Source organism: Halobacterium noricense, assembly GCF_021233435.1.
GTDB classification, from domain to species: domain Archaea; phylum Halobacteriota; class Halobacteria; order Halobacteriales; family Halobacteriaceae; genus Halobacterium; species Halobacterium noricense.
Window position 1 is genome coordinate 215017 of sequence record NZ_CP089469.1, and the last position, 22957, is coordinate 237973.

At 60.4% G+C, this 22957-nt stretch carries 29 protein-coding genes and 1 pseudogene; 15 read left to right on the top strand and 15 right to left on the bottom strand.

What is annotated here, in order from left to right; all coding sequences use genetic code 11:
* Positions 1–79: 79 nt before the first annotated feature.
* From LT974_RS16630 to LT974_RS16650, 5 genes are all read right to left on the bottom strand, one after another.
* Positions 80–1330 carry a M20 family metallopeptidase gene (locus LT974_RS16630; RefSeq protein ID WP_232590355.1) on the bottom strand — a complete coding sequence of 417 codons (1251 nt, stop codon included), beginning with the start codon at positions 1328–1330 and terminating at the stop codon, positions 80–82.
* Positions 1327–1749, bottom strand: coding sequence for a hypothetical protein (locus LT974_RS16635; protein WP_058984929.1), 423 nt, complete (start codon positions 1747–1749; stop codon positions 1327–1329). Before LT974_RS16635 ends, LT974_RS16630 begins: the two co-directional genes overlap by 4 nt.
* Positions 1750–1759: 10 nt before the next feature.
* Entirely contained in the window at positions 1760–2074 is a 315-nt protein-coding gene (gene trxA / locus LT974_RS16640; RefSeq protein WP_232590358.1) for a thioredoxin, read from the bottom strand.
* Between the two features lie 214 nt (positions 2075–2288).
* On the bottom strand, positions 2289–3548 hold the full coding sequence (locus LT974_RS16645) for an MFS transporter (RefSeq protein ID WP_232590360.1): 1260 nt from the start codon (positions 3546–3548) through the stop codon (positions 2289–2291).
* A gap of 3 nt (positions 3549–3551) precedes the next feature.
* On the bottom strand, positions 3552–4664 hold the full coding sequence (locus LT974_RS16650) for an MBL fold metallo-hydrolase (protein ID WP_232590362.1): 1113 nt from the start codon (positions 4662–4664) through the stop codon (positions 3552–3554).
* An 89-nt stretch (positions 4665–4753) separates the two neighbouring features.
* Here LT974_RS16650 and LT974_RS16655 point away from each other — a divergent pair, with 89 nt between their 5' ends.
* Complete coding sequence (locus LT974_RS16655; protein ID WP_232590364.1) at positions 4754–5488, top strand: helix-turn-helix domain-containing protein; 735 nt, start codon at positions 4754–4756, stop codon at positions 5486–5488.
* A gap of 44 nt (positions 5489–5532) precedes the next feature.
* Here LT974_RS16655 and LT974_RS16660 read toward each other — a convergent pair whose 3' ends face one another.
* Complete coding sequence (locus LT974_RS16660; RefSeq protein ID WP_232590366.1) at positions 5533–6657, bottom strand: MBL fold metallo-hydrolase; 1125 nt, start codon at positions 6655–6657, stop codon at positions 5533–5535.
* A 185-nt stretch (positions 6658–6842) separates the two neighbouring features.
* Here LT974_RS16660 and LT974_RS16665 point away from each other — a divergent pair, with 185 nt between their 5' ends.
* Together LT974_RS16665 and LT974_RS16670 are read left to right on the top strand one after the other, a co-directional pair.
* A complete protein-coding gene (locus LT974_RS16665) occupies positions 6843–7406 on the top strand; it encodes a class I SAM-dependent methyltransferase (RefSeq protein WP_232590368.1) in 564 nt (187 codons plus the stop codon).
* A complete protein-coding gene (locus tag LT974_RS16670; protein ID WP_232590370.1) occupies positions 7399–7791 on the top strand; it encodes a rhodanese-like domain-containing protein in 393 nt (130 codons plus the stop codon). The genes LT974_RS16665 and LT974_RS16670 overlap by 8 nt, the downstream gene beginning before the upstream one ends.
* Before the next feature lie 70 nt (positions 7792–7861).
* On the opposite strand, the gene LT974_RS16675 is transcribed toward LT974_RS16670, so the two are convergent.
* From LT974_RS16675 to LT974_RS16700, 6 genes are all read right to left on the bottom strand, one after another.
* The gene (locus tag LT974_RS16675) at positions 7862–8266 is read right to left on the bottom strand and encodes a helix-turn-helix domain-containing protein (protein ID WP_058984921.1); all 405 of its coding nucleotides are present in this window, start codon (positions 8264–8266) and stop codon (positions 7862–7864) included.
* A gap of 66 nt (positions 8267–8332) precedes the next feature.
* A complete protein-coding gene (locus LT974_RS16680) occupies positions 8333–9304 on the bottom strand; it encodes a sulfite exporter TauE/SafE family protein (protein WP_197407824.1) in 972 nt (323 codons plus the stop codon).
* A 29-nt stretch (positions 9305–9333) separates the two neighbouring features.
* Positions 9334–9483: a DUF7512 family protein gene (locus LT974_RS16685; RefSeq protein WP_232590372.1), complete on the bottom strand. Its 150-nt coding sequence runs from the start codon at positions 9481–9483 to the stop codon at positions 9334–9336.
* Between the two features lie 90 nt (positions 9484–9573).
* On the bottom strand, positions 9574–10023 hold the full coding sequence (locus tag LT974_RS16690; protein ID WP_232590373.1) for a DUF6691 family protein: 450 nt from the start codon (positions 10021–10023) through the stop codon (positions 9574–9576).
* Complete coding sequence (locus LT974_RS16695; RefSeq protein WP_058984919.1) at positions 10020–10520, bottom strand: YeeE/YedE family protein; 501 nt, start codon at positions 10518–10520, stop codon at positions 10020–10022. The genes LT974_RS16690 and LT974_RS16695 overlap by 4 nt, the downstream gene beginning before the upstream one ends.
* Positions 10521–10522: 2 nt before the next feature.
* Positions 10523–11704, bottom strand: a complete 1182-nt coding sequence (locus LT974_RS16700; RefSeq protein ID WP_232590374.1) for an MBL fold metallo-hydrolase — start codon at positions 11702–11704, stop codon at positions 10523–10525.
* A gap of 204 nt (positions 11705–11908) precedes the next feature.
* On the opposite strand from LT974_RS16700, the gene LT974_RS16705 reads away from it, so the two are divergent.
* From LT974_RS16705 to LT974_RS17840, 6 genes are all read left to right on the top strand, one after another.
* Positions 11909–12151, top strand: a complete 243-nt coding sequence (locus tag LT974_RS16705) for a sulfurtransferase TusA family protein (RefSeq protein WP_058984917.1) — start codon at positions 11909–11911, stop codon at positions 12149–12151.
* Between the two features lie 4 nt (positions 12152–12155).
* Positions 12156–12539, top strand: a complete 384-nt coding sequence (locus tag LT974_RS16710) for a DsrE family protein (RefSeq protein ID WP_058984916.1) — start codon at positions 12156–12158, stop codon at positions 12537–12539.
* A gap of 2 nt (positions 12540–12541) precedes the next feature.
* Positions 12542–13114, top strand: coding sequence for a DsrE/DsrF/DrsH-like family protein (locus tag LT974_RS16715; protein WP_232590375.1), 573 nt, complete (start codon positions 12542–12544; stop codon positions 13112–13114).
* Between the two features lie 142 nt (positions 13115–13256).
* Positions 13257–13652 carry a DUF302 domain-containing protein gene (locus LT974_RS16720; protein ID WP_232590376.1) on the top strand — a complete coding sequence of 132 codons (396 nt, stop codon included), beginning with the start codon at positions 13257–13259 and terminating at the stop codon, positions 13650–13652.
* Between the two features lie 46 nt (positions 13653–13698).
* Positions 13699–14409 carry a DUF2270 domain-containing protein gene (locus LT974_RS16725; RefSeq protein WP_058984913.1) on the top strand — a complete coding sequence of 237 codons (711 nt, stop codon included), beginning with the start codon at positions 13699–13701 and terminating at the stop codon, positions 14407–14409.
* A 146-nt stretch (positions 14410–14555) separates the two neighbouring features.
* Entirely contained in the window at positions 14556–14744 is a 189-nt protein-coding gene (locus LT974_RS17840; protein WP_157575707.1) for a DsrE family protein, read from the top strand.
* Positions 14745–14748: 4 nt separating this feature from the next.
* Here the strand turns inward: LT974_RS17840 and LT974_RS16735 are convergent, their stop codons facing one another.
* Entirely contained in the window at positions 14749–15669 is a 921-nt protein-coding gene (locus LT974_RS16735; RefSeq protein WP_230892598.1) for a sulfite exporter TauE/SafE family protein, read from the bottom strand.
* A 368-nt stretch (positions 15670–16037) separates the two neighbouring features.
* Here LT974_RS16735 and LT974_RS16740 point away from each other — a divergent pair, with 368 nt between their 5' ends.
* From LT974_RS16740 to LT974_RS16750, 3 genes and pseudogenes are all read left to right on the top strand, one after another.
* Positions 16038–16988, top strand: a complete 951-nt coding sequence (locus LT974_RS16740; protein ID WP_232590377.1) for an ABC transporter substrate-binding protein — start codon at positions 16038–16040, stop codon at positions 16986–16988.
* The gene (locus LT974_RS16745; protein WP_232590378.1) at positions 16981–18816 is read left to right on the top strand and encodes a methyl-accepting chemotaxis protein; all 1836 of its coding nucleotides are present in this window, start codon (positions 16981–16983) and stop codon (positions 18814–18816) included. The genes LT974_RS16740 and LT974_RS16745 overlap by 8 nt, the downstream gene beginning before the upstream one ends.
* A 168-nt stretch (positions 18817–18984) precedes the next feature.
* Positions 18985–19194 (top strand): annotated as a pseudogene (locus LT974_RS16750) (hypothetical protein); the annotation flags it as partial.
* Between the two features lie 204 nt (positions 19195–19398).
* Here LT974_RS16750 and LT974_RS16755 read toward each other — a convergent pair.
* Positions 19399–19773 carry a hypothetical protein gene (locus tag LT974_RS16755; RefSeq protein WP_230892595.1) on the bottom strand — a complete coding sequence of 125 codons (375 nt, stop codon included), beginning with the start codon at positions 19771–19773 and terminating at the stop codon, positions 19399–19401.
* 157 nt (positions 19774–19930) lie between these two features.
* On the opposite strand from LT974_RS16755, the gene LT974_RS16760 reads away from it, so the two are divergent.
* From LT974_RS16760 to LT974_RS16770, 3 genes are read left to right on the top strand one after another with little or no spacing between them, the layout of a single operon-like run.
* Positions 19931–20305: a cytochrome c maturation protein CcmE domain-containing protein gene (locus tag LT974_RS16760; RefSeq protein ID WP_230892594.1), complete on the top strand. Its 375-nt coding sequence runs from the start codon at positions 19931–19933 to the stop codon at positions 20303–20305.
* Positions 20305–21090 carry an ABC transporter ATP-binding protein gene (locus tag LT974_RS16765; RefSeq protein ID WP_230892593.1) on the top strand — a complete coding sequence of 262 codons (786 nt, stop codon included), beginning with the start codon at positions 20305–20307 and terminating at the stop codon, positions 21088–21090. Before LT974_RS16760 ends, LT974_RS16765 begins: the two co-directional genes overlap by 1 nt.
* Positions 21087–21761, top strand: coding sequence for a heme exporter protein CcmB (locus tag LT974_RS16770; protein ID WP_230892592.1), 675 nt, complete (start codon positions 21087–21089; stop codon positions 21759–21761). The genes LT974_RS16765 and LT974_RS16770 overlap by 4 nt, the downstream gene beginning before the upstream one ends.
* Before the next feature lie 23 nt (positions 21762–21784).
* On the opposite strand, the gene LT974_RS16775 is transcribed toward LT974_RS16770, so the two are convergent.
* Positions 21785–22873, bottom strand: coding sequence for a carboxypeptidase-like regulatory domain-containing protein (locus LT974_RS16775; protein ID WP_230892591.1), 1089 nt, complete (start codon positions 22871–22873; stop codon positions 21785–21787).
* Positions 22874–22957 lie beyond the last annotated feature (84 nt).

A 22957-nucleotide genomic window follows, 5' to 3' on the forward strand; every position in this document is an offset into this window, starting at 1 on the left:
GAAGAAGTCCACTCGGTTTTGAAGAACACCAGTTGGAGTCTCCCCATCGAAGTAGTCAGTACAATGTATCTATGGGCGGCTACTGATCTATCTGGAACTGCCACACTTCTGGAAGCTGTGCGTAGACGACCGCGTTATCGACGAGCACGTCGACAGGGACGTACTCGTCGGGCGCATGGACGGTGTCGGTTCCGAGCGCGAACTCGACAGTCGACACCCCCGCGTTTCGGAGGGTCTTGGCGTCCCCGCCGCCCGTGGCACTCCGCCGGAAGACACGCTCGCCCGTGACGTCCGCCGCCGTCGACGCGACAGCTTCGACGAGCGGACTGCCAGGAGCCTCGGCGGTCCCGACGCTCCACGAGACGTCGGCTATTGTGATACCCTCGCAGTCGGCGACACACTCCCGAATCCCCGCGAGCACGTCGGGCGTGTGGACACCCGCTGTCAACCGCACGTCGATCTTGGCGTGAGCGGACTGTGGAACGCTGTTTATCGCGTCGCCCCCCTCGAGGATGCCGAGATTGATCGAGGGATACTGAAACAGATCTCGAGCGACGTCTTCGCCCATCGACGGGCTGTAGTATTCGATGGACTCTTCGACGATCGGCTCCATGTCAGGGTCAATATCGAGTCGCTGGGTGCCGAACCGTTCGCGCACGGTCTCCACGGCATTGTAGAGTCGGTCAATTGCGTTGACGCCGAGTACTGGCCGGGAGCCATGGGCGCCCTCACCGCTGGCTTCGAGCGTCAGCCAGATGCTGCCCCGGTCCGCGACCGTGACGGAGTGCCGCCCCTCCTCGCAGGTCGGCTCCCCGATAACACAGGCATCCGCGTTGAGATCTCCATTCTTCAGCAGCGCGGGCAGGCCCGCGTCTCCGCCTACTTCCTCGTCGCCCACGAACGCAAACAGGAGGTCGACAGGTGGCTCAGTGTCGGTAGCTGCGAAGGCTTGAATCGTGAACAGCATCGACGCCACAGCGCCCTTCATATCGGTTGCGCCCCGGCCGTAGACGCGGTCATCCACACGTTCTCCCAGGGGGTCGTGCGCCCACGCCTCGTCGTCGAACGGAACGGTATCGAGGTGGCCGTTGTATAGCAGCGTGCGATCCGACTCACCGGGAACCCGAACGAGCAGGTTCGGCTTCGCCGGATCGACCGCGAACCGCTCGACGTCGACGGGAAGCGGGTCGAGGAACTCCTCGATCTCGGCAACGATTTCGCGCGTATCGCCGGGTGGGTTGGACGTATCGATTGCGAGGAGATCCAGACCGAGCGCGACCAGTTCCTCGCGGTGGGTGTGCACGTACTCGGCGAGACTCCCCTCATTCATCGCTCTGAAACCGCGGCTTCGACCGTTTGGATGACTTCGTACGGGTCGTGCTCCGCATCGTTTCGAAGGGCGACGACGAGGCCCGTAGTGTCCGTGACCGGCACCACGACTGTAACTACATCCTCGTAGACGCGAGCAGTCGCGCGTAACGACTGTCCGTGGTGATCTTCGTACGCTGGAATACCGATGCCCTCCAGCTGAACGTTCTCCAGGATCGCGGTGATATCCGCCGTCGTGTACTGGGCGGACGCATCGCTGTCCCGGTACGGGACGCTGTACTCGCCGTTCTCGTAGGCGGCGATGCCGACCAGTGACTCACCGACGGTGTCGGTCAACGGCGATTCAAGTCTTCGCGCAACGTCGGAGATCGACTGATTACTGGCGGTCTGCTGGTCTGATGACGAGTGGTTGTCGGCCATTGTGGGTCGCTCAAATGTGGTTTTCGATAACGGTGCGAAGCCGTGATTCGTCTTGCATTCCGATCAGCCGCTCAACCGGCTGCTCGTCCGCGAACAGGACGAGCGTGGGGACGCTTCGAACGCCGTACTCGGCGGCGAGCTGTTGGTTCGCGTCAATATCGACCTTTGCGACCGTCGCGTCGGTCTCGGCGGCGATAGTCTCGACGACTGGTTCGAGCATCTGGCACGGCCCACACCAGTCCGCGTAGAAGTCCACGAGCACGACGTCGTGCTCGTCGACAGTTTCAGTCAGCGCGGTCTGTCCGTTGATCTGGATCGGCGTCATTGGAGTCTGCGTGGTAGCCTCGGTCGTCTGCGCTGACCCGGATCTGTCACGAAGCTCCTCCAATTTCCGCTGTCAAATCTCCTCTAAACTCTCCTCCATGCTATGGTTCTTCGATGCGCGACGATTTAGTTGTTTTGCACGAATAGCACAATACTGTCCTGGCGCACGGGTTCGACGTTCTGCCTCGGGAAGTTAGTGAGAGACCTGTACCTGGTTACTCCGGAGCGGGCGGTTCGTGCGTCCCGAAGTCGGGATGGGTTTCCTGCATCCAGACGTACACGATCGCTCCTGAGACGAACATCAACAGGGCAATTACGTAGAACGCGGCCTCGATGCTCAGCAACTCCATCGAGAGGCCGATGAGGATGGCGCCGACACCGTAGCCGGTGTCCCGCCACATCCGGTAGACGCCCATGCCGGTCGCACGCCACGTCGGGTGCGCGGCGTCTCCAGGCACTGTCATCAGGTTCGGGTAGAGCAACGCCATCCCGAGCCCCGACACCCCGGAGAGTACAACCCATGGGAGGTAGCCGTCGACGAGGACCATTCCGAGGACGCCCGCGCCGGCGAGGAACATCCCGGCGAGAACCGGTGGTCGGCGTCCGATCCGGTCGGCGAGGCCGCCGGTCGCGATCTGGAGGAAGTACATCGCGCTGTGGACGGCGACGACGAATCCGACCGCCGCGATGCCGAGTCCCTGACTGGTGAGATACAGCGGGACGGCGAGCCAGAACAGCGTGTCGACGAACTTCTCGATGTGTCCCGCCTGGGCAGCGGCGAACAGCGTCTTGTCGCCGTAGGTCGCGCGCTTCAGCACCTCGACGAACGGCAGGTTCGCGTCGTGATGGTCGTCGTCCTCAACCTCCAACTCCGCGAGGTGGACCGTCTCCTTGATCAGGAAGATCGAGATGAGGAACGCCAGCACGACGACAGCAGCGAGGAAGTAGAACGGCTCCGGTCGAAGGCTCGTCTGGGCGGCGATGACACCCGTCACCCAGGCGCCGACGGCGACGCCGGTGTACCCGAACGCTTCGTCGATACCGACTGCGAGGCCGCGCTGGTCGGGGCCCGCGATGTCGATTTTGGCGTTAATTGCCATACTCCAGGTCAACGCTTGGTTGATCCCCAGTAAGACGTTCCCGACAGTGATCCACGCCCAGCTCGGGGCGTAGATGAGGATGATGGGCAGCGGGAGTGCGGTCGCCCAGCCGAGGACGAGTACGGGCTTGCGGCCGTACTCGCCGCCCCATTTGCCGGCGTAGAGGTTCAAGAGGCCCTTGACAAAGCCGAATGAGACGACGAACGAGCCGATGACGAGCAGGGACTCGACGCCGAGGACGTCACGGCCCAGTACCGGGACGACTGCGCGTTCGGACCCGATGGTCAACCCGGTGGCGAACACCAGGAGGACGTGGAGTGAGAACTGCCCGAGGTGCTCACGGATACCCTGTTTGAGGTCAGTTTCCGTACTCATGGATTACTCGGCGGCGCAGTTGTTGGGGCCCAGTTCCAGCTCGGCCAGCTCGTCGGCTGGAACCGACTCTTGTCCCACGTTCGTCCGCTTGACACGTTCGAAGTTCGGCGGATGGTCCGGAATGTCCGCTGCGAGTTCCTCGACGAATTCCTCCCGGTCGCGGCCCAGATCGTCGTTTTGGTCTTTGACTTCAGCAAGGGTCGCAGCGACTGGCGGTTCAGGGGACCCAGGGTCGTGGGCCGGCAGGACGAGCGCGTCGTCCGGTCGATCGAGCAATCGCTGGAGACTCTCGTAGAGTGTTGCCGCGTTCCGTTCGACATCGGAATCCTCGATGCCTGCTTCGACGCCAAGTTCGACGCGTCCCACACTCTCGTGGAAGAGTGTATCGCCCGTGAGCAACGCTGCACCCTCGATGTCGAACGAGACGCTTCCCTCGCTGTGGCCCGGCGTGTGAATGACCTCGACGTCGGTCTGTCCGACCGGTACGGCCTGGCCGTCTTCGAGGGGTGTCGCGTCGAGCGCGAGCGCGTCTTTCGGGTGAAGGTAGTAGGATGTATCGTGTCGGTCGGCGAGCTCTGCGGCTCCGGAGACGTGGTCGGCGTGGGCGTGCGTGTCGAAGACGCTGACGAGGGTGGCATCGTACTCGTCGAGGATCAGTTCGTACTCGTCGAGATAGTGCGACGGGTCGAAGACGGCGGCCTCCCCGTCCGAGACGAGAACGTGTGAAAGACAGCCCTTTCCCGGACGCGCGACCTGAACGAGCGTGCTATCGAGGTCGGCTGGTACTTCTGCGTGCCGATGGATGCGGCTCCAGCCATTCATCCCGTCGGTAAGCGTTACTGCGTCGTAGCCCAGTTCGTTGAGGACCTCTGTTGCAGTCTGGGAGACGACACCTGCGGCACAGACCGTGACAATTCGCTTCTCACGGGGGAGGTCGGAGAGGGCGTCTTTGGCCTGTTCGGGGTCGTCAGTGAGTTCGTCGTAGACGTCGACGTTGACACTCCCCGGGATATGCCAGTCCTCGAAATCTGCTTCGTGGCGGATATCGACGACGAGCAGATCGTCGTCGCCGTCGTGTACCAGCTCGCTAAATTCGTTCGGCGGTAGTTTCTCCATCTGTGTTTCCGTGTAGTAGGGAGACCGGCAACAGGCTACTGCCGGACATGACCGGCACTGTTAATTTTGACGAGGCCAAATGTGTTCGTATGAGTCTGTACGAGGCGTCGATCCGGGTCAAACACGAGTGCCCGTACCGGTCGATATCGGAACGCTATCCGGACTTAACGATACGCGAGTGGCCGCTGAGCGACTGCCAAGTTCTCGAAATCACATCCGAGGCGACGCCCACCGACGAGTTACTCGAGGAGATCGATCAGCTCGGCACCGTGCTGCACGAGTCAGCGGACGAGGACGGGTATCACGTCGTTACGCAGTCCTGTCTCTGCTCGCTCGAGGAATCTATCATCGACCGATTCGAGGAACATAATTGCCTGTATCAGTCCCCGACGATCTACCGACAGGGCTGGGAGCACTACACGGTGATTGCGTTTGATGGAGAAGACATCCGGGCGCTGCTCGGTGACTTGCGCTCTGATAGGGAGATCGAACTCCTCTCGAAAACCCCGATTTCAGAGAAGCAGGTTCCGCACAGTATGTTGGCCCCGGTCGACCAGCTCTTCGAAAACCTCACAGACCGGCAGGTGGCAGCACTCCAGTTAGCGCTCGAAACGGGCTACTACGAACAGCCACGGAAGACGTCGCTGCGTGACCTCGCCGAGCAGACGTCCGTCGCTCGGTCGACGTACGAGGAACACCTTCGAAAGGCGGAGAACAAACTGCTCACGAACGCGGGTCAGTTCCTCCGGTTAGTCACCGCGACGACGACATCGAACCCGCTACAGGTCGAAACAACCCCGCAGGAAGAACAGGCCGCCGACTAACCCGGCCGAGGAGTTGAGACGGTAGGTTCCAGGTTCTCGTCTGCTTAGTTCGCGGCGCAGTTATTGGGGCCGAGTTCGAGCGTCTCGACGTCGCCACTGGGCTGTTCTTTGCCCCAGTTGATCTGCTTGATCTCGTTGTAGTTCGCGGGCTCCTCGGCGAGACTCTCGACGATGGTCTCGACGAACGTCTCCTCGTCGCCGTCCTCGACGTAGCTCAGCAGTTCGTTCGTCGTCTCCGCCTGCAGGTCGCCGAGCGCCGTCGCAAGCGGCCGAACCTCCTCATCACTGAAGTGACCGGGGAGGACGACCGTCTCGTCTGAGAGATCGGTTAGCGTGGTGAGGCTGTCGAATAGCCGGCTGGACGCCTCGCGAACGGCCTCCTCGGAGCCATCCTCGAGGTCGGGTCGACCGACGCTCCGCAGGAACAGCGTGTCCCCGGAGAGGAGCGCGTCGTCGAACCGGAACGAGACACTGCCGGGCGTGTGGCCGGGCGTGTGCAGCACATCGAGGGCTCGGTCGCCGACGGCAATGGTGTCTCCATCCTCGATTTCGGTGACGTCGTCGAGTTCGCCCGCATCCTCGGAGTGGAGGTAGTAGGGGACGTCGAGTTCGCCGGCGAGGCGGCGGGCGCCGGAGACGTGGTCGGCGTGCGCGTGCGTGTCAGCGACCCCGATGATGTCGAGGTCGTTGTCGTCCGCGACGTTCAGGTACCGGTCGATGTACTGGGTCGGGTCGACGACGACGGCTTTGTCGCCGTCGTGTGCGAGGTAGGACACACAGCCCGTCCCGGGGCGAACGATCTGGGTGATGCCGTCGGCGCTATCCACGTCGTATTCGCGGTGGACGCGTCCCCAGGCGTTCATGCCGTTGGGGATGGATTTGGCGTCGAACCCGTGTTCGCGGAGGAAGTCGGCAGCGCGGGCGGACGTGACGCCCCCGACACAGACGACAGCGATTTCTTCATCTTCGGGGAGGTCGTCGAGATTGTCTTCCAGTCCCGAATAGTCGTACTGGAGGAGTTCGTCGTAGATGGGAACGTTCGTGCTTCCCGGGATCTGCCACTCCTCGTAGTCGTCCTCGTTGCGGACGTCGAGGACGAATAGGTCCTCGGCGTCGTCCTCGGCGATGCGGCGTGCGACTTCGGACGCCTCGATATCAGTATTGCTCATTACAGCCAATACTACACAGTCGGGCGGATATAAATGTGTTGGGAGCGGGTTATTGGAGGGTTCGCCTATTCCTACGACAATGCCGGTATATCGCCCCAAAATATAATTAGTGGCTTGAAACAGACCGGCTGTAACTGATGTCTGGGTCGCCAACTATTTCATAATTCGCCCACAACTGCCTAGGTATGGGTCATCACACATTCGATGCTGCCAAAGCGACGAAACTCGAGGACGCGGCGACACGGTATCGGTATCTCTCTCGAGAGGAGCTTCTCTGGGCCCTTGATCCGAATGGATCCGAGACAGTCGCTGATCTGGGTAGCGGAACCGGCTTCTACACAGATACAATCGCGCCGCACGTTGGTCAGGTCTATGCAATTGATATCCAAGAGGCGATGCACGAGTACTACCGCGACAAGGGTGTTCCGGAGAACACCGAGCTCGTGACGTCTGGTGTAGATAGTCTCCCGTTCGAATCCGACGAACTAGATACCGCAGTCTCGACGATGACGTATCACGAGTTTGCAAGTGCACAGGCACGTTCCGAACTCGCACGCGTTCTCGCTCCTGGCGGTCGCCTCGTTATCGGCGATTGGTCAGCGGACGGCGCCGGCGAAGATGGCCCGCCGTTGGAAGAACGCTTTGCTGCCGGTGAAGTGACGTCAGCACTTCGCGATGCCGGCTTCGAAATCGACTTCCAGGCGACCCGACCGGAGACGTTCCTCGTCGTGGGTATCACCGATGAGTAGTATTGGGCCCTCGCAGCTGGACGACCGTCGATCCGACGACGACGTTTTCGTTCTCGATATTCGCCCAGAACAGGAGTACCGGGAGAACCACATTTCGGGAAGCACCAACGCACCGGTCTACCGAGACCTGCAACAAGGCCGTCTCGAAGCGCTCGACTCGCATCTGGACAGGATTCCAGACGACACGGAAGTCGTCACAGTATGTAAGGCGGGTATCGTCGCTCGGAAAGCGACCGAGTACCTCGAAGACGCGGGCTACACAGCCACGACGCTTACCGGCGGATTTACTGGATGGCGACAGTACGAGCGAAATACAGTGCTGTATCGGATTGCCCCTTTCTCCGAAAAATTGTCCGGTAGCCGGGAGAGTGAGACGCTCCAATGACGAGGTCGGTTTGCACGCCGTCACGTACTGTCACCGATTTAGGGCGATACTCTAGCTGAGGAACACTGTGTTAACTCTCAGCGGGTGCTGCGGGTTGCGATTCGTTTTCGTACTTCTCTTCGAACTCGCTGATGAGCTGGCCCATTTTCGCGTACCAGTCGTTGAGCGTCCGCTGCATCTCGTTGGTGATCTCGTCGGCGTCACGCGGATGGTAGACGTGGTAGTAGCCACCCTGCTCGTAGTTCACCTGTTCCTTCTGGATGAAGCCCGCCTGGAGCAGCCGCTGGACGCTGCGGTACGCAGTCGACCGTTCACGGTCGACCTGTTCTGCGATTTCGTCGACGGTGAGTGGTTCCTGGCGGTCCTGAAGCAGCTGGAAGATGTCCTTGTCGATCGTCTTGAGGTCGTGGAAACACTCCAGCAGTCCCTCACACTGCATGTCCCGCCGGAGCATCTCACTCATTGATTCAGCCATTACTAACGGAGTGTAGGTGTTAGAGCCTCAAAAGTATTTGCATAGTCGGCACAATACTGTACCGACCTACGACGTGGTGAGCCGGCACCACGTCCCGGTCCGGTCGTTCCGGAGCCGGCAAACGGCGGCGAGGACGACGGCGCCACTGACAAGCAGCGCCGCACCGAAGATGAGCACCGTGCTCAGCGTGTTGAGCAGGTCGATCCCGTAGACCGTCCCGAGTTTGTTCGACGCGACGGCGAGACTCCCCGCGAGCAGCATCGCCGCGAAGTAGCCCTTGATCTCGTCCTCGTCGACGAGGTTTGTCGCACCCGCCCCGACGCGAGCCCCGAGCGCGCTCCCGACGAGCAGGAACGCGACGACGGGCAGCGCGACCGAGCCCGACTGGGCATAGGTGAACGCACCGAACGCGCCCGAGATCGTGATCTGGAGGATGTCAGTTCCTACGGCGATTGCAGCAGGAACCCCGAGCCCGTACATCATCGCCGGCATGAGGAGGAACCCGCCGCCGACGCCGAGGAAGCCCGAGAGGACGCCGATGACGAGCCCCACGGCGAAGATAATCGTCCCCGAGACGCGGACGCCGCCGCGTAACGTCACCATCGGCGGGATGTGAATCGATTGGACGCGGTCCGCGAGGTCGCTACTCGTCTCGGTATCGTCGTCGTCGGACCACGCGTCCCGGAGCGTGAGCAGCCCCACAGCGGCGAGCAGGCCGACGTAGGCGACGTTGATGATGAGGTCGGCCATTCCGGTGGCTTCGAGGAAGAACACGACGCTCTTCCCGCCCTCGATGCCGATGGTCATCGCGACGGTCATGATCGCTGCGAGCTTGTAGTCGACCTGGCCGTGGTCGCGGTGGCGGAGCGCGCCGATGACGCTCGTCCCGAAGACGAACGCGAGCCCGCTTCCGACGGCGACTGTCGATGGATAGCCCATCACGAGTAGTGCAGGTGTGACGAGGAACGACCCGCCCATACCGAAGAACCCGAACAGGGTCCCGATGAGCAGGCCGAACCCGACGAACACCGCGACCATCGTAAGGCTCAGACCGAGGATCGCCACGGTTAGTCACCTCCGAGGGCGTCGATGACGGTCGCGCCGACCGTGTTACTAAGCAGGCCGTACGCCAGGTACAGCATGAAGGCTTCCGCGAGGACGACCCCAACGGTGGCGACAGCCTGCGCGGGCCCACTCAAATTCTCGAGTCCGAACATCTTACACGACCCCCATAGTCTTGTTTCTAAACCCAGTTACCGTACAATACTGTTGCCGGACGGTGGTGTCTGTGAGCTGTGATGGCATGATTAGGTTCCCTCCTCGCTGCCCGTCAGCGAGCGGACGTATCCCTGTGCGTACGCGCCGAGGAACATCCCGCCGATGGCCCAGAGGATCGGATAGTTCCCGACGCCGAAGCTCGCGTAGGCGGCGCCAGGACAGATTCCTGAGAGCCCCCAGCCGACGCCGAAGATCACGCCCCCGACGACGACGTTGCGGTCGAACTCCTTCACGCGGCGCGTGTACTCGCTCGCTGTGAGCGGCGCACGATCGAGGTAGCGCGTTGCGACGGCGAACGTGATGCCGGTGACGACGGCGGCCCCGCCCATCACGAAGACGAGTCCGAAGTCGTCGAACTGGAGGAAGTCCAGCACGACCTCGGGACGCGCCATGCCGCTGACGGCGAGGCCGAGGCCGAATATCAGCCCCCCGACGTAGATGACGGGAAGGAACCATGGGCTTCGCGTCTCGTCGCTCATGGTGTCACCCCCAGTGCTTGGACGAGTTGCGCGGTTCCAATGGCGAATGCCATGAATGTCGCGACGTTCACGAGCGACGTGTTCGAGAGGGAGCCGACGCCACAGACGCCGTGGCCAGACGTACAGCCCTTTCCGAGGCGGGTGCCGATGCCGACGAGGACGCCGCCGCCGAGCAGCCGCCACCACTGGACGTCAGTCGTCCAGATCGTTGGATCGGGCGCGAGGACGAGCCCCCAGAGAGCTGCGCCACTGACGATACCGAGTGTGAACACGACCCGCCAGCCGCGCGACTGGATATACTTGAAGCGGTTGAACCGCTCGACGTCGGAGACGTACGACAGCGTGGATTCGAGGAACGTGCTCGCGCCCGCGATGATGCCCGTCGCGAGGTAGATGACTGCCGCGCCGAGGCCGACGAGGAGGCCGCCGACGAGGTACGGCAGTATCCCGCGGGGGAAGGGCGTCTCGAGCACGAGCGGTGCGAGAAGTGGCTCCATCGTTAGTTCGTCATCGCCTCTTCGCTCGCGGCGCAGTTGTTCGGGCCGAGCTCCAGCTCGAAGGCCTCCTCGTCGTCGGGAGACTGCTGGCCGAGGTTCGTCGCGATGATGTCCTCGTAGTTCGCCGGCTGCGGCGGCATGTCCGAAACGATGAACTCGACGAACTCGTCTTCGTCCATGGTGAGCGCATCCATCCGCTCGACCAGGTCGCCGAGTTCCGCGGTGTAGGTGCCGTCGTCGTTCGGCGTCGCCGCGTCGCTGAAGTGTGCCGGTGCGACCACCGTGTCGTCAGGGAGGGGAAGGATCTGTTCCTGGAGGCTCTCGTAGAGCGTGCGGGCCGCGTCCTTGGCCGCCTCGGGGTCTTCGAGGTCGGGGCGCGCGACGCTCTCGGTGAACAGGCCGTCCCCCGTGAACAGTACGTCGCCGACCTTGTACGCGGTCATCCCGGTCGTGTGGCCGGGCGTGGCGATGGTCTCGATTTCGACGTCGCCGACGGAGAGTGTGTCGCCGTCGGTGACTGTCTCGTAGGCCAGGTCGTAGTCGACACCGCGCTCGGCGGCGGCCGCGGGGAGGACGGCCGTTGCGTCCGTCTCCGTGGCGAGGTCGCGGACGCCCGAGATGTGGTCGGCGTGGATGTGCGTGTCGAGCGCGTACACGATGTCTGCGCCTAGGGCTCGCGCGTCCTGTTCGTACTCGTCGGTGAATGCACGGAGCGGGTCGACAACCGCCGCTTCGCCGTCCGAGGCGACGAGGTAGGCGAGACAGCCGCTGGAGGGACGGCGGTACTGGGCGACCGTGGCGTCGACGTCCACGTCGAGTTCCTGGTACTCGTAGATGCGCGCCCAGCCCTTCATGCCGCGTTCGAGGTGGTCGACGTCGTAGCCGGCGTCCTCGAGGTTGTCCGCGACGAGTTCGCTCGACCCGCCCTTCGCACAGAGCGCGGTGATCCGGCGGTCGTCGGGGAGCTGTTCGTGGAGGTCCTCCGGGATCTCGTCGAGCAGCTCGAAGTATGGGTAGTTGACGACGTCGACGTTCTCGCCGTCGATGTGCCATTCCTCGAAGTCGCTTTCGGAGCGTGCGTCGAGGATGAACACGTTCTCGCCGCTATCGATGCGTTGCTTCAGCTCTGCAGGCGTGGTTGATGCGACCGTTTCGTCCGATTCGGGATTTGCCGCGTCGGTCATCGTCAGTCCTCTCTATCTACTGCTCGCAAATAAGGCTTTGTATAGTAGTTCAACTATAGTACAACACTCTATTGGTCAAAAACCACTATTAGGGCTACTGAGGCGGGTTATACTTGGACAGAAGGTAGTGTGTTGTGGACTAAGGAAATTACTATCGATATCCTTTTCTAACTCCACCCAATATTGGGGAGTGAAGTCACTACCATGACACAGTACGAAGCCACTGAAACTCTCGACGTGAAAGGCGAAAACTGTCCGATGCCCGTTGTCAAGACGAAGCAAAACATCGACCAGCTCGCCGAAGGCGAGATCCTCGAGGTCCTCGCGACCGACCCGGGGAGCATGAGCGATCTCGGCGGCTGGGCGGACACGACCGACGGCGTCGAACTCGTCGACCAGCAGGAGGGCGACGACGTGTACACGCACTACGTGCGCAAGACGGAGTAAACCAATGGAGAAAATCGGAATCATCGTCGACAACGACAGCCCGAAGAGCCTCGCGATGGCGATGAACCTCGGCCACACGGCGCTCGCCTCCGACACCGAGGTTCTCGTCTACTTCACCTTCGATGGACTCACCCATCTCCTCGAAGGTGAGAACGACCTCTCGGAGATCGAGCCGCTACTCGAAGAGGGGATGCCAAACCCGTACGACCTCCTCGACGCGCTGGTGGCTGATGGTGGCGATCTCGTCACGACAGTCGCGTGCACGACGACCCTCGACATGCTCGAATGGGACCAGGACGCTATTGATGAGACTGTCACGACCAAGTTCGCGGGTGCGGCTACGTTCCTCGATGAAGTCGAGAACGCCGATCAGGTGTTCACGTTCTAACGATGAGTACGAATACGTCACAACCACAAGGTGAGGACGTACCCTCCCGTGCGGAACTCGCCGCCCGCATCGACGAGTTGGAGACTGAACTCGCCGCGGCGACGGAGGACGATAGTGACCCGAAGATGTCGATTATCGCGACGAAGGGTACGCTGGACATGGCATACCCGCCGCTCATCCTCGCGAGTACGGCAGCCGCGTTCGGCTACGAGGTCACAGTCTTCCACACGTTCTGGGGACTCGACATCCTCCACGAAGAGCGCTCCAAGGACCTACAGTTGAGTTCGGTCGGCAACCCGAACATGCCGGTCCCGAATGCCGTCGCTGCGCTTCCTGGGATGGACCGTGTGACGACGAGGATGATGGAGAAGAAGATCGACGACAACGATACGGCCACCATCGAGGAACTCATTGACACGTCTCTCGACATGGGCGTGAAGTTCCAGGCCTGCCAGATGACCATCGATCTCATGGACTACGACGAGGACGACTTCTACGACGGTGTAACGACCGGTGTCGGCGCCGCCACCGCGATTCAGGATATGGCTGACGCTGACATCCAGCTTCTCATCTAATGCAAATCCGGCTTAACTGTTGGTGAACGTGGCTGGAACTCGTTTTTGGCCAGCTTCCGGGTGAGTCACCGCCCCGAGTACGGTCCGTCTCTGGTGAACCCCGGACACAATACCTAATAGCGAGGTAGCTAAATTGAGTAGTATGTCCTATACTCTGGACAAGCGTGTCGACGGTAAATTCGATAACGTCGTCGAACGGACGACGAATGCACTGTCAGAGGAGGGGTTCGGGGTTCTCTGTGATATCGACGTCCAACAGACGCTCAAGAAGAAACTAGACGAAGACTTCCGCCAGTATCGAATTCTTGGCGCCTGCAATCCCCCGCTTGCGCAGCAGGCCCTCGAAGAAGAACTCCAGTTAGGGACGCTTCTGCCCTGTAACGTCGTCGTGTATGAGACGGACGAGGGCGAAATCGGCGTGAGCGCAGTCGACCCGGAGGTTATGCTTTCCGTGGTTGATAACCCTGAACTGGACTCGGTTGCAGCGGAGGTTCGGGAGCGATTCGAACGTGTCCTCAGCGAACTCTCAGACGCCTAATCGCACGACAGCCGAACAGTAATATGCTCACTTCTACGTGCTATCCATGACGGGTCCCGCCTCTGAGGATGTCGACCCAACTGACCCCGAGTATCGGAATATCGGGGAAGGGTTACTAGACGAGGAGATGGGGCCCAGTTCCGCGATGGCGCACCTGTATCGCGGCGAAATCCATCGGATGAAGCTCTGGCGCGAGCGCCTCGACCGGACAACAAACTGGGCGGTCATCGTCATGGCCGCAATCATCACATGGGCGTTTTCAAGTCCGAACAACCCACATTACATCCTCCTCATCGGCGTGGCGACGCTCTCGGTCTTCCTTGTGATCGAGGCGCGTCGCTATCGTGGGTACGAAATCTGGCGTACTCGGGTTCGGATTCTCCAGGAGAACGTCTGGGCGTACGGACTCGACCCTTCAGCCGGCGTCGTTGATCCAGACTGGCGAGCAAAGCTCAGCGAAGATTATCGTACGCCGACCATCAAAATCAGCGCCGAAGAGGCAATCGCTCACCGCCTCCGACGCGTGTACCTGCCACTATTTGGGGTGCTGCTTGCTGCGTGGCTTGTCCGTATTACCGCATTCTCTCCCGAACCGTGGGTGGAGAGTGCAGCAATCGGCATGATTTCGGGTGTCGTTATTCTTGTTACTGTTGGACTCTTCTACCTTACCGCCATTATCATCGGGTGTCGGCCGCGGACATGGCATGCGAAAGGCGAACTCCGAGCAGAGGATCTCCGGGAACAGCGACGCAAATGAGAGCGGTCGTTTCATCACTCGAACGACGAGTCGGAACTTCACGCCCGTGCCGTCGGGAATATTGCAAATCTCTAGAACGGCGAAACCATCGATGCCGAAGCTGTCGTGCTTATTGCAAATAGCAGCGGTTGGAACTCCTGAAATCGATGTCACAGCAGCGCGAGCAAATCATGGATTTGTTCGACCGTGGCGTGACAGTCAAGCAGTGCAGCAATACGATCGAAGGCACCGATATCTCAGAAGACGATCTCATCGAAGGCGTCGAACTCGTGTCGTCTGGCGTTGGCGAGTTAACGCGCCTCCAGAACGAGGGATATGCGTATATCAAACCCTAACGCGCTAGAATAGTTTCGGAATCGTATTCCGGAAGATGTTGAGCGAGATGACGAACAGCAGGGTGATGACGAACCAGTTGAATTTCTGCTCGTCGACTTCGAGCCGCCGCAGATAGGTTCCGAGGAGAAGCCCCACAATCGTGATGACCGCAATCACGGACCCGAGCCAGAGCCGGTACGTAGTCATGAGATCTGTGAAAAGAGCCATCTGAAGAATGCGGACCGTGAAGATAATTCCCAAAACCATGGAGAGCCCGCCGATATAGCGCTCGGTGTCACGCTCGAACGTATGGAAATACGCCGGGAGTAGTGGGCCGAGGTTGGATGCTGCGAGCAGGAACCCCTCAAGAAAGCCAGCAGTACTGAGTGCGACTGGGTGGTGTGCTTCTTCGATTGTCACAAAGTTCTGAACGACTTGGAAAACGACGTATGCGAAGATGATTACGCCGATGAGGAACGGCACAATCGGTCCAGCGGTGTACTGTGCAAGGACGTAGACGCCAGTGATTGATCCCGCAATCGCCAGTAAGACGAGGATCCATTCTTGACGGACAAATGAGATTCCAGTCTTGGTCTCGCCAATCTGGAACATATTGATCATCCAGGGCGGGATTGCGAGAACGACCACCGCGAGCGTCGGGTCAATAACAGAGGCGAAGATAGGCGTCGTAATGAGTGCATATCCGAATCCGATCATCCCTTTCACGACACCTGCGACGATAGCGACGACAGCAAATAGCAGGAATAACTCGGTCGAAACATCCGACTGAATACCTTTCATAACGTTCCCCCATCCCGGGAAAAAGACGATCGCGCTCGTGAAAACCGCGAGCGTCGCGAGCGTCATCGTCACTTCTCGATACCGGAAATGAAGCAGGTGCGCGATGAACTGGTGGGGATCGACTCTGGATTTGCGTGTCCTCATACTACGGAGTAGGCTACTGATGAATCACATTAGCTGAACCCGTAATTCAGTATCCTCTTCGGCAACGTACTCGTGCAGGTATGACGGTCCGGTAACCGCAATTCTCGCCATTAGCGCGGGGCTAAGTGACGAGCACGGCGGTTATAGAATTAACAGCTGTCATATATACCGGTAATACTGTCATTAGCCATCGCAGTGTTAATTGACTCAATGAGCCATCAATAGGATATCTCCCCTCCAACATATGACCAGTAGTATCGCCATTACGGCATCTACACAGGATTAGTCGGCGTTTCACATTCGTTTCAGAAGGTGAATAAGTACTCCCCCATAATTATAATGTCATTCGCCGGTACAGATATTTTTATATGGCACTCACACGCCGGCAGTATCTCGGGCGGGCCGGTCGCGTCGGCGGCGTGGGTGCTGCCGCACTCCTGGGTGGCTGCGCCAGCAACCAGCAACCCGACACAGAGTCAGTAACCGTTCGAATCGGGTCGAAGCCGTTCACTGAGCAGAAGATTCTCGGCTACCTCGCCTACGAACGGCTACGGAGGATCGATTGGATTCGTGCCGTCGATGAAATTGGGGCAGGAAACTCGCTATCGAACTGGGAGGCAACAGCAGCGGGGGATCAACACCTGTACTGGGAGTACACGGGTACGGCGTGGCTGCAGCTCCCACCTCGCCACGAAAGACGGATTACCGACCCAGAGTCACTCTTTGAGCGAGTCCAAGCGGACGCTGATTCCCAGCGGCTCCAGTTGGCTGACCCAGCACCGTTCTCGAACGAGTACGTCATCGCTGCCGACGCTCGATGGGCAGAACGGGCCGACGTAACGACCATCAGCGACTTGGCAGCCCATATCCGAAACGGCGGTGATTCGCCGGGTGTTGCCGTCAACGAGGAATTCTTTCACCGGCAGGATGGGTGGCGTGGACTCGCTTCATATTATGAAATCGAGACTGCGAACGGTGAGCCATTCATCGTAACGTCGATCGGGTTGACGTACGAACTACTCGAACAGGATCGCGTGCAGATTGCAAGTGGATTTGCGACGGACCCGCAGCTCAACCGGTCGTCGGTTACAGTCCTCGAGGACGACCGTGACTACTTTCTTCCCTACCAACCGACCCCAACAGCGTATGCACCGCTCATAAACGAACATCCGGAGATTTTCGAGAGGCTCTCCCCTGTGGTTTCAGCACTCGATAAGTCGACAATGCGAGGCCTCAACAGCCGGGTCCTCCTCGATGGAGATCATCCGTTCACGGTCGCAACACAGTTTTTAGAGACTGAGGTACTCGACGATGCGTAGATCCCTGTCATCCCTCCCAGTTCTGGGAACGGTCGTCGATGTTGTGCGGTCGTCGTTCCGGCGGAAACTTACTACTGCGCTCCTCGTTGTCTTCCTGATCATCAGTATCGGCACAGTCGGCCTATATGTACAGGTGGGGGGATTGCTGGAGGAGAACGTCGAACAGTCGATGACCGCGGCTGCCGAGACCGAAGCGGACGAATTGCGGGAATGGTGTGGCAAGAACCGACTCGTCACTCAGCTGCTCTCCGAACATCCCGTCTTCGAGGATGGCGACCGCACCGAGGTTCGGGAGTATTTACAGGCACAGCAAGGGGACAGATCAGATACCGAAATCGTTCGGGCATACGTAATCGATCGGCGGAACCAGACTGTTGCGGTCAGTTCTGATGAAGACATGGAGTCGCAACCTATCGAAGACCTTGGCTGGACTGAACGGTTTGCCTTCCAGGATTTCGACGACGTGCAAGTGACCGACCCCTACGCAGTACAAAACGAGACGGTTATCGGATTTATTTCCCCAATTCGCCGGACCCCGGAGCAGTTGCTTGTCGTCGAAGTGGACACCGCGACTATCTTCGACCGCTTCGAACACCCCGTTGACGGTGGTTTTACGCGTGTGGTCAATTCCAACGGGACGGTCGTGTTCAGTGATGATGCAGCGGCGACGCTCACTCAATACAGCGATGAAAATCGTCGTGCACCGGCAGTCAGCAGTGGCCTGCGAGGGGACTCTGGATTCACGGAGTCACCAGCTTACGAAACTCGCCCTGAGACAGAGGGAGAGTATGTCGCTGCGTATGCTGCGGTTCCGAACACCGACTGGGTTGTCATCGAGCACGCGCCAGCCAGTGAGGCGTACGTCATTACCCAGCAGGCGCTTCGATGGATCGGCGGAATCGCAGCGCTCACCCTGCTTGCGCTTGTGGGTGTCGTCGGCGTTCTCGGCCGGGATGTGACCGGCGCGCTCTCCCAGCTAACCGACCGGGCAGAGCAGATCGAAGATGGTCAGTACGACGTGGAGTTCGATACCGACCGGGCGGACGAGTTCGGTGATCTCAACCGGACGATAGCATCGACACGGGATGCTCTGCAGTTGCGGATCAATGAGATCCGCGAAACCCAGACAGAGCTTGAAGCATCGAATGCGAGTCTCGAAGAGCGATCCAAGATGGTGAACGTTCTGAATCGTATCCTCCGTCACAACGTTCGAAACGAGGTGAACATCATTACTGGACGAGCTGAATTGGCTGCGTCCCGCATCGACAATGAGGCTGCCCAAGCAGATTTAGAGGCTGTGCAGAATGCTGCGTGGGAACTCAGTACGATTTCGTCTCGAACACAGCGGATCAAGCAGCTGCTCGCCGAAGAGAACACCGAACCAGAACCCCTTGATTTGGACAATATCGCCTCGAAGTTAGCAAGAGTCGATGCCGACACCCCATGCGCAGATGTCGAATTCCACGATGAGACAAACGACGTAGCTGTCCAAGCGACACCGACGTGCCCGACCGCAGTCGCAGATGTTGTCCACCAGATTGCGACGCACAATGAAGGGGAAGTTCACGTGGATGTTACGGTTACCGTTACTGACGCTGGAACAGATGAGGAGAAGGTTGTTCTTCGAATCGATGACGATGCCGACGGACTCCCCGAATTAGATGTTCAAGCTGTCAACGCAGGCGAAGAGACCCCGCTCAATCACGCGGAGGGGCTGGCGCTCTGGTGTCTCGAATGGACAGTGACGAAATCCGATGGTGAACTACACGTCGCTCCTGAGGATACGACTCTCAAAATCAAGCTCCCGACTGCTTCGACCGTACCGTAGACAGTTATTCGCTGTTTTGCTTTTTTTTACAGCGACTATCGTAGGGCCGGTTTCTGTATCGCTTGATGGTATATTCTAGAGTTAACCAACACAGCTACGTTTGAGGGATTATGTGTTGGTTAAGTTTTCTGCGCCTGCGGAAGTGTGGAGTTGCGTTTTGACACGTAGCGAGCGGAGGTCCACTACCTCGGGCCGGAAGCCGTCGCGCCGGATGGAGGTCCAACGGGCGACGTTTGCGACCGACTAGTCGTCTACGAGAACGCACAGTCGCGGGACGAACCCGAGCAGCGCACAAGGCGTGCCGTCGCTGAAGCGATGGACGTCTCAGTCTTCTCGAAAGGTGGTCGCTACGAGGTGCAGTCCACGTCCGAGAACCGGAGCCTGCGCGATTGGAGAAGTGTTCGAAGAATGAATTACCGCCCTTGTTTCGTTCTCCAACGCTCAGAGCGTACCGGCCTCCTTTCGAAACAAGTCGAAAGCTGACGGCAACAACGGCAGACTTGCACCACCAATTGTTCACGCCACTTACCACCAAACTCGGAGTTCAATAGAGCCCTGCCTCGTGACTTCATCCACGCTCGCCTAGTCCGGGCGGGCGTTAATGGTCCCCCAGGCAACGAGCGCCAAGGAGACGACCAGGGATGTCCCCCAGAGGTAGGCGGTCGCTAACAACATGGGTTCGACCGACCGCATCAGCATCGACGCGGGGAGAAGCCACTGCCCAATAATGAATGACCAGACGGCGACCGAGCGGGTGCGCCCCGAAAGAGTTGTGTGCTTAATACCAAACCCGGTGACGACGGCGAGAATAGACAGCATCCCAAATTGGGCGTGTGCGGTGACCGCCATCGGCGGCATCGTGGGGCCGGCGGGTGACAGCGCGAACGTCTGGAGCAGTCCCCACAGCGCTTGCACGGTGAGCGCGACAAAGCCCGACACCCGGAGCGTCCATGACATTAAGTGACAGATGGTACGAGCACGTCAGTGATAAGTCTACGGAGACGACTGTCTGCCGCGTCCAACTCGTAACAGCGACCCGGGCGGGTTGACGGCTCTCGTCGGAATGGAGTGTAAAGCCGGTACAGTAATACGCATCCCCAAACATCATCCGGCAGTGCGACGGAAGAACAAGCTACTGGTCGCCGGGGTCGGCATCCTTGTACTCCTAGGCGTTCTAGGGGCGACGACGATGAGCGCGTCCACTGAGTTTGTAACGCCGACAGTGCTTTCCGAAGACGACAATTACGAGGGCAACTGGGTAAACCTTGAGGGTACCGTCCAAAATCTGGACACCAGCGGCGAACGCACCACGTTCGCCGTAGCTGACGGGAACCACTCTGTCCCCGTCACCTACAAAGGGACGCTCCCCGACACGATGCAGGAGGGGCGGATCGTCGTCGCGAAGGGTCGGTACGCGGATGGCTCTCTGACCGCCCAGCAGCTCTCGGTGCGTGCCCACGAGGGCGAGGAGCGACCCGACGACGTCTGATGACCGCCGATGAGCCCGCTACCGACGGTAAGAGCGCCGGTCCGCCGGCGATAAGCGCCAACAACTTAACGAAGCGCTACGGCCAGTTCCACGCCGTTGACGGTGTCTCATTCTCGGTTGCGGACGGCGAGACAATCGGGTTCTTCGGGCCGAACGGCGCGGGGAAGTCAACAACCATTCGAATGCTCGCTGGGCTCGTGCGGCCGACGGCCGGGTCGGTCCGCTTCGGGGGTGTGGAGCGGTCGCTCGGCGACCCGGACGCCACCAGTGGTGTTGGCGTCGTGACGCACGACGCGATGCTGTACGACGACCTGACCGCGCGTGAGAACCTCCAATTTCACGCCCGCCTACACGGCGTTGACGGCGTCGACGCCCGAGTCAAAACGGTCCTCAACAACGTGGGTCTCGCCGACCGGGGAAGCCAGCGGCCTGCGACATTCTCGCATGGCCTCCGGAAGCGCCTGTCCCTGGCGCGCGCGTTGCTCCACGACCCCGACGTACTGTTGCTCGACGAACCGTACTCGGGGCTCGACCAGCGCGGTGTTACCGACCTCGGCCACATTCTCGATGGCATCGACGACAGGACCATCCTCATATCTACCCATAATCTCAACCTGGGACTGCAGCGGTGCTCGCGAGCGCTCGTCCTTGACCGTGGCCGCGTCCAGGCCGACATCCAGACCGCGTCCACGTCGCCGGACGAGTTCGAAGCTACCTACCGACGTGCTATCGGGCTTGACGGCCAGTCGACGGACAACCGCTCCACCGCCACCGACCAGCAATGACGAGCTACCTTACCGCCGTCTACCTCGTAATGCGCAAGGATCTCCACCTAGAGGTGCGGACAAAGCAGGTGACGACCACGGCCGCCGTGTTCGCGTTACTGGTCGTACTGGCGTTCGCGTTCGGATTCGTGAAGACGTTCACCGACCCTCAGGTCGTCGGGCGGAGCGCGCTCTGGGTTGCGTTCGTGTTCGCCGGCACCCTAGGAGTGACTGAAGCGGCCGACGTCGAGGCCCAGCACGCCGCCCTTGACGGCCTACTGCTGGCGCCTGTCGATCGATCGGCGGTGTACGTCGGGAAGGTCCTCAGCACGACCGCGTTCGTGCTCGCCGTAGACCTCGTCACCCTCGCCGCGACAGGCGTATTCCTCGGGTATGAACTTGCGCTCTCGGTGATGCCGGCGCTCGCCGGCGTGCTCGCGCTGGCCGCATTCGGCTTCTCAGCGGTCGGCGTTGTCGTATCGACGTTGACGTTTCGGTCGTCGCTGGGCGAACTCGTGTTGCCCGTGCTACTCGTGCCGCTGGTCGTGCCGGTGTTGCTCGCGGGCGTCGAACTCACAGCTGCGCTCACGACCGGCGCACCGACGGGCACGTGGCTTCGTGTATTGGGTTCGTACGCAGGCATTCTATTCCTTGGCGGACTTGTGACCTTCGAGTACGCCGTCGAGGAATGAGAATGAGCGAAGGGTGGCGCTGATTACAGCACGCGGTAGGCGACGAGGCCGCCGCCGACCATCACGGTGAGACTGCCGAAGACGGGAATCGTCGGGAACTCAGGGATCGAGTTGCTCTCCGATGACCCTGTCTCGGCCATATTGGCTCCACCAGCACTTCCGTTACCGCCGGCCGTAGCGGAGCGCGCGTCCGAGACATCGACCCTGACAGTCTCGTTCGCGCTCACTGGGCCGTCTGACGTGAGAACCGGGACGGGCGAGTCACCAACGCGGAGGTTCTCGGAGTGGTCAACCTCGTCGATGTCGTATCCCTGGAACGACACCGCGAAGCTCTCCGCGTCACGACGGAGTTGCTTCTCGAACGTTCGGTCGGCAATATCGTAGGCGACGCCGACCTGTGTGCTGCCGTTCGCGGGGACTGACACGTCCACAGCGACTCCGCCGTCGACGCGCCGATAGTTGGTCTCTTCACCGGCCGCCATCGCGGAGTACGGCTGGCCGTCCGACGGCACCCCGACGACGACCGTACCGGCGAACGGCCGGTCAGCGCCGTTCTGGAGGGTAAGCGTTTCCACCACGCCCGTGAGACCCGAGCGGTTCTGTGGTGCAAGCACGCGGACGACGTGGCTGACGGGGTCGCCGCCCATCACCGACAGCACGCTGGGTTCGTCGACGGGCGGCGGCGTCGACACGGTCACATTCTGGGTGCCGCCGTCCACAGTGGAGACTGTCTCGCGATACTGGACGCCGTCGACGGCGACGGCGAGGCGGTACGTCTCGTTTGACTCCAGGGGAGCGAACGCAAACGTTCCGTTTTTGGCCGCCTGGGTGCGGTCGACCGAGAAGCCGGCCTCGTCGATGAGGCTGACAGTGGTGTTTGGTCGCGGCTCGCCAGCCTCGTCGACTACCTGGCCGGAGATGGCGGCCTCGAGGTCGATGGTCGCCGTGGAGTCGTTCCGCAGCACCTCGTAGTGGGCGGCGCCGTCGTGGACGACGCGGACGACGTACGCGGGCGAGTCGGGCGCGTCAACGGAGAAGGTGGTTCCATCGACGGTCGTCCGCACGGAGTTCCCCGTACTGCGCAGGTTTTCGTCGACGGGTGCGACGGTCACGCGAGCGCCATCGGCTGAGCCGTCCGCAACGGTGACGGTGCCTGAAACTGAGGTAGTCGCTGCAGCGATACTTGGGAGGGCAAT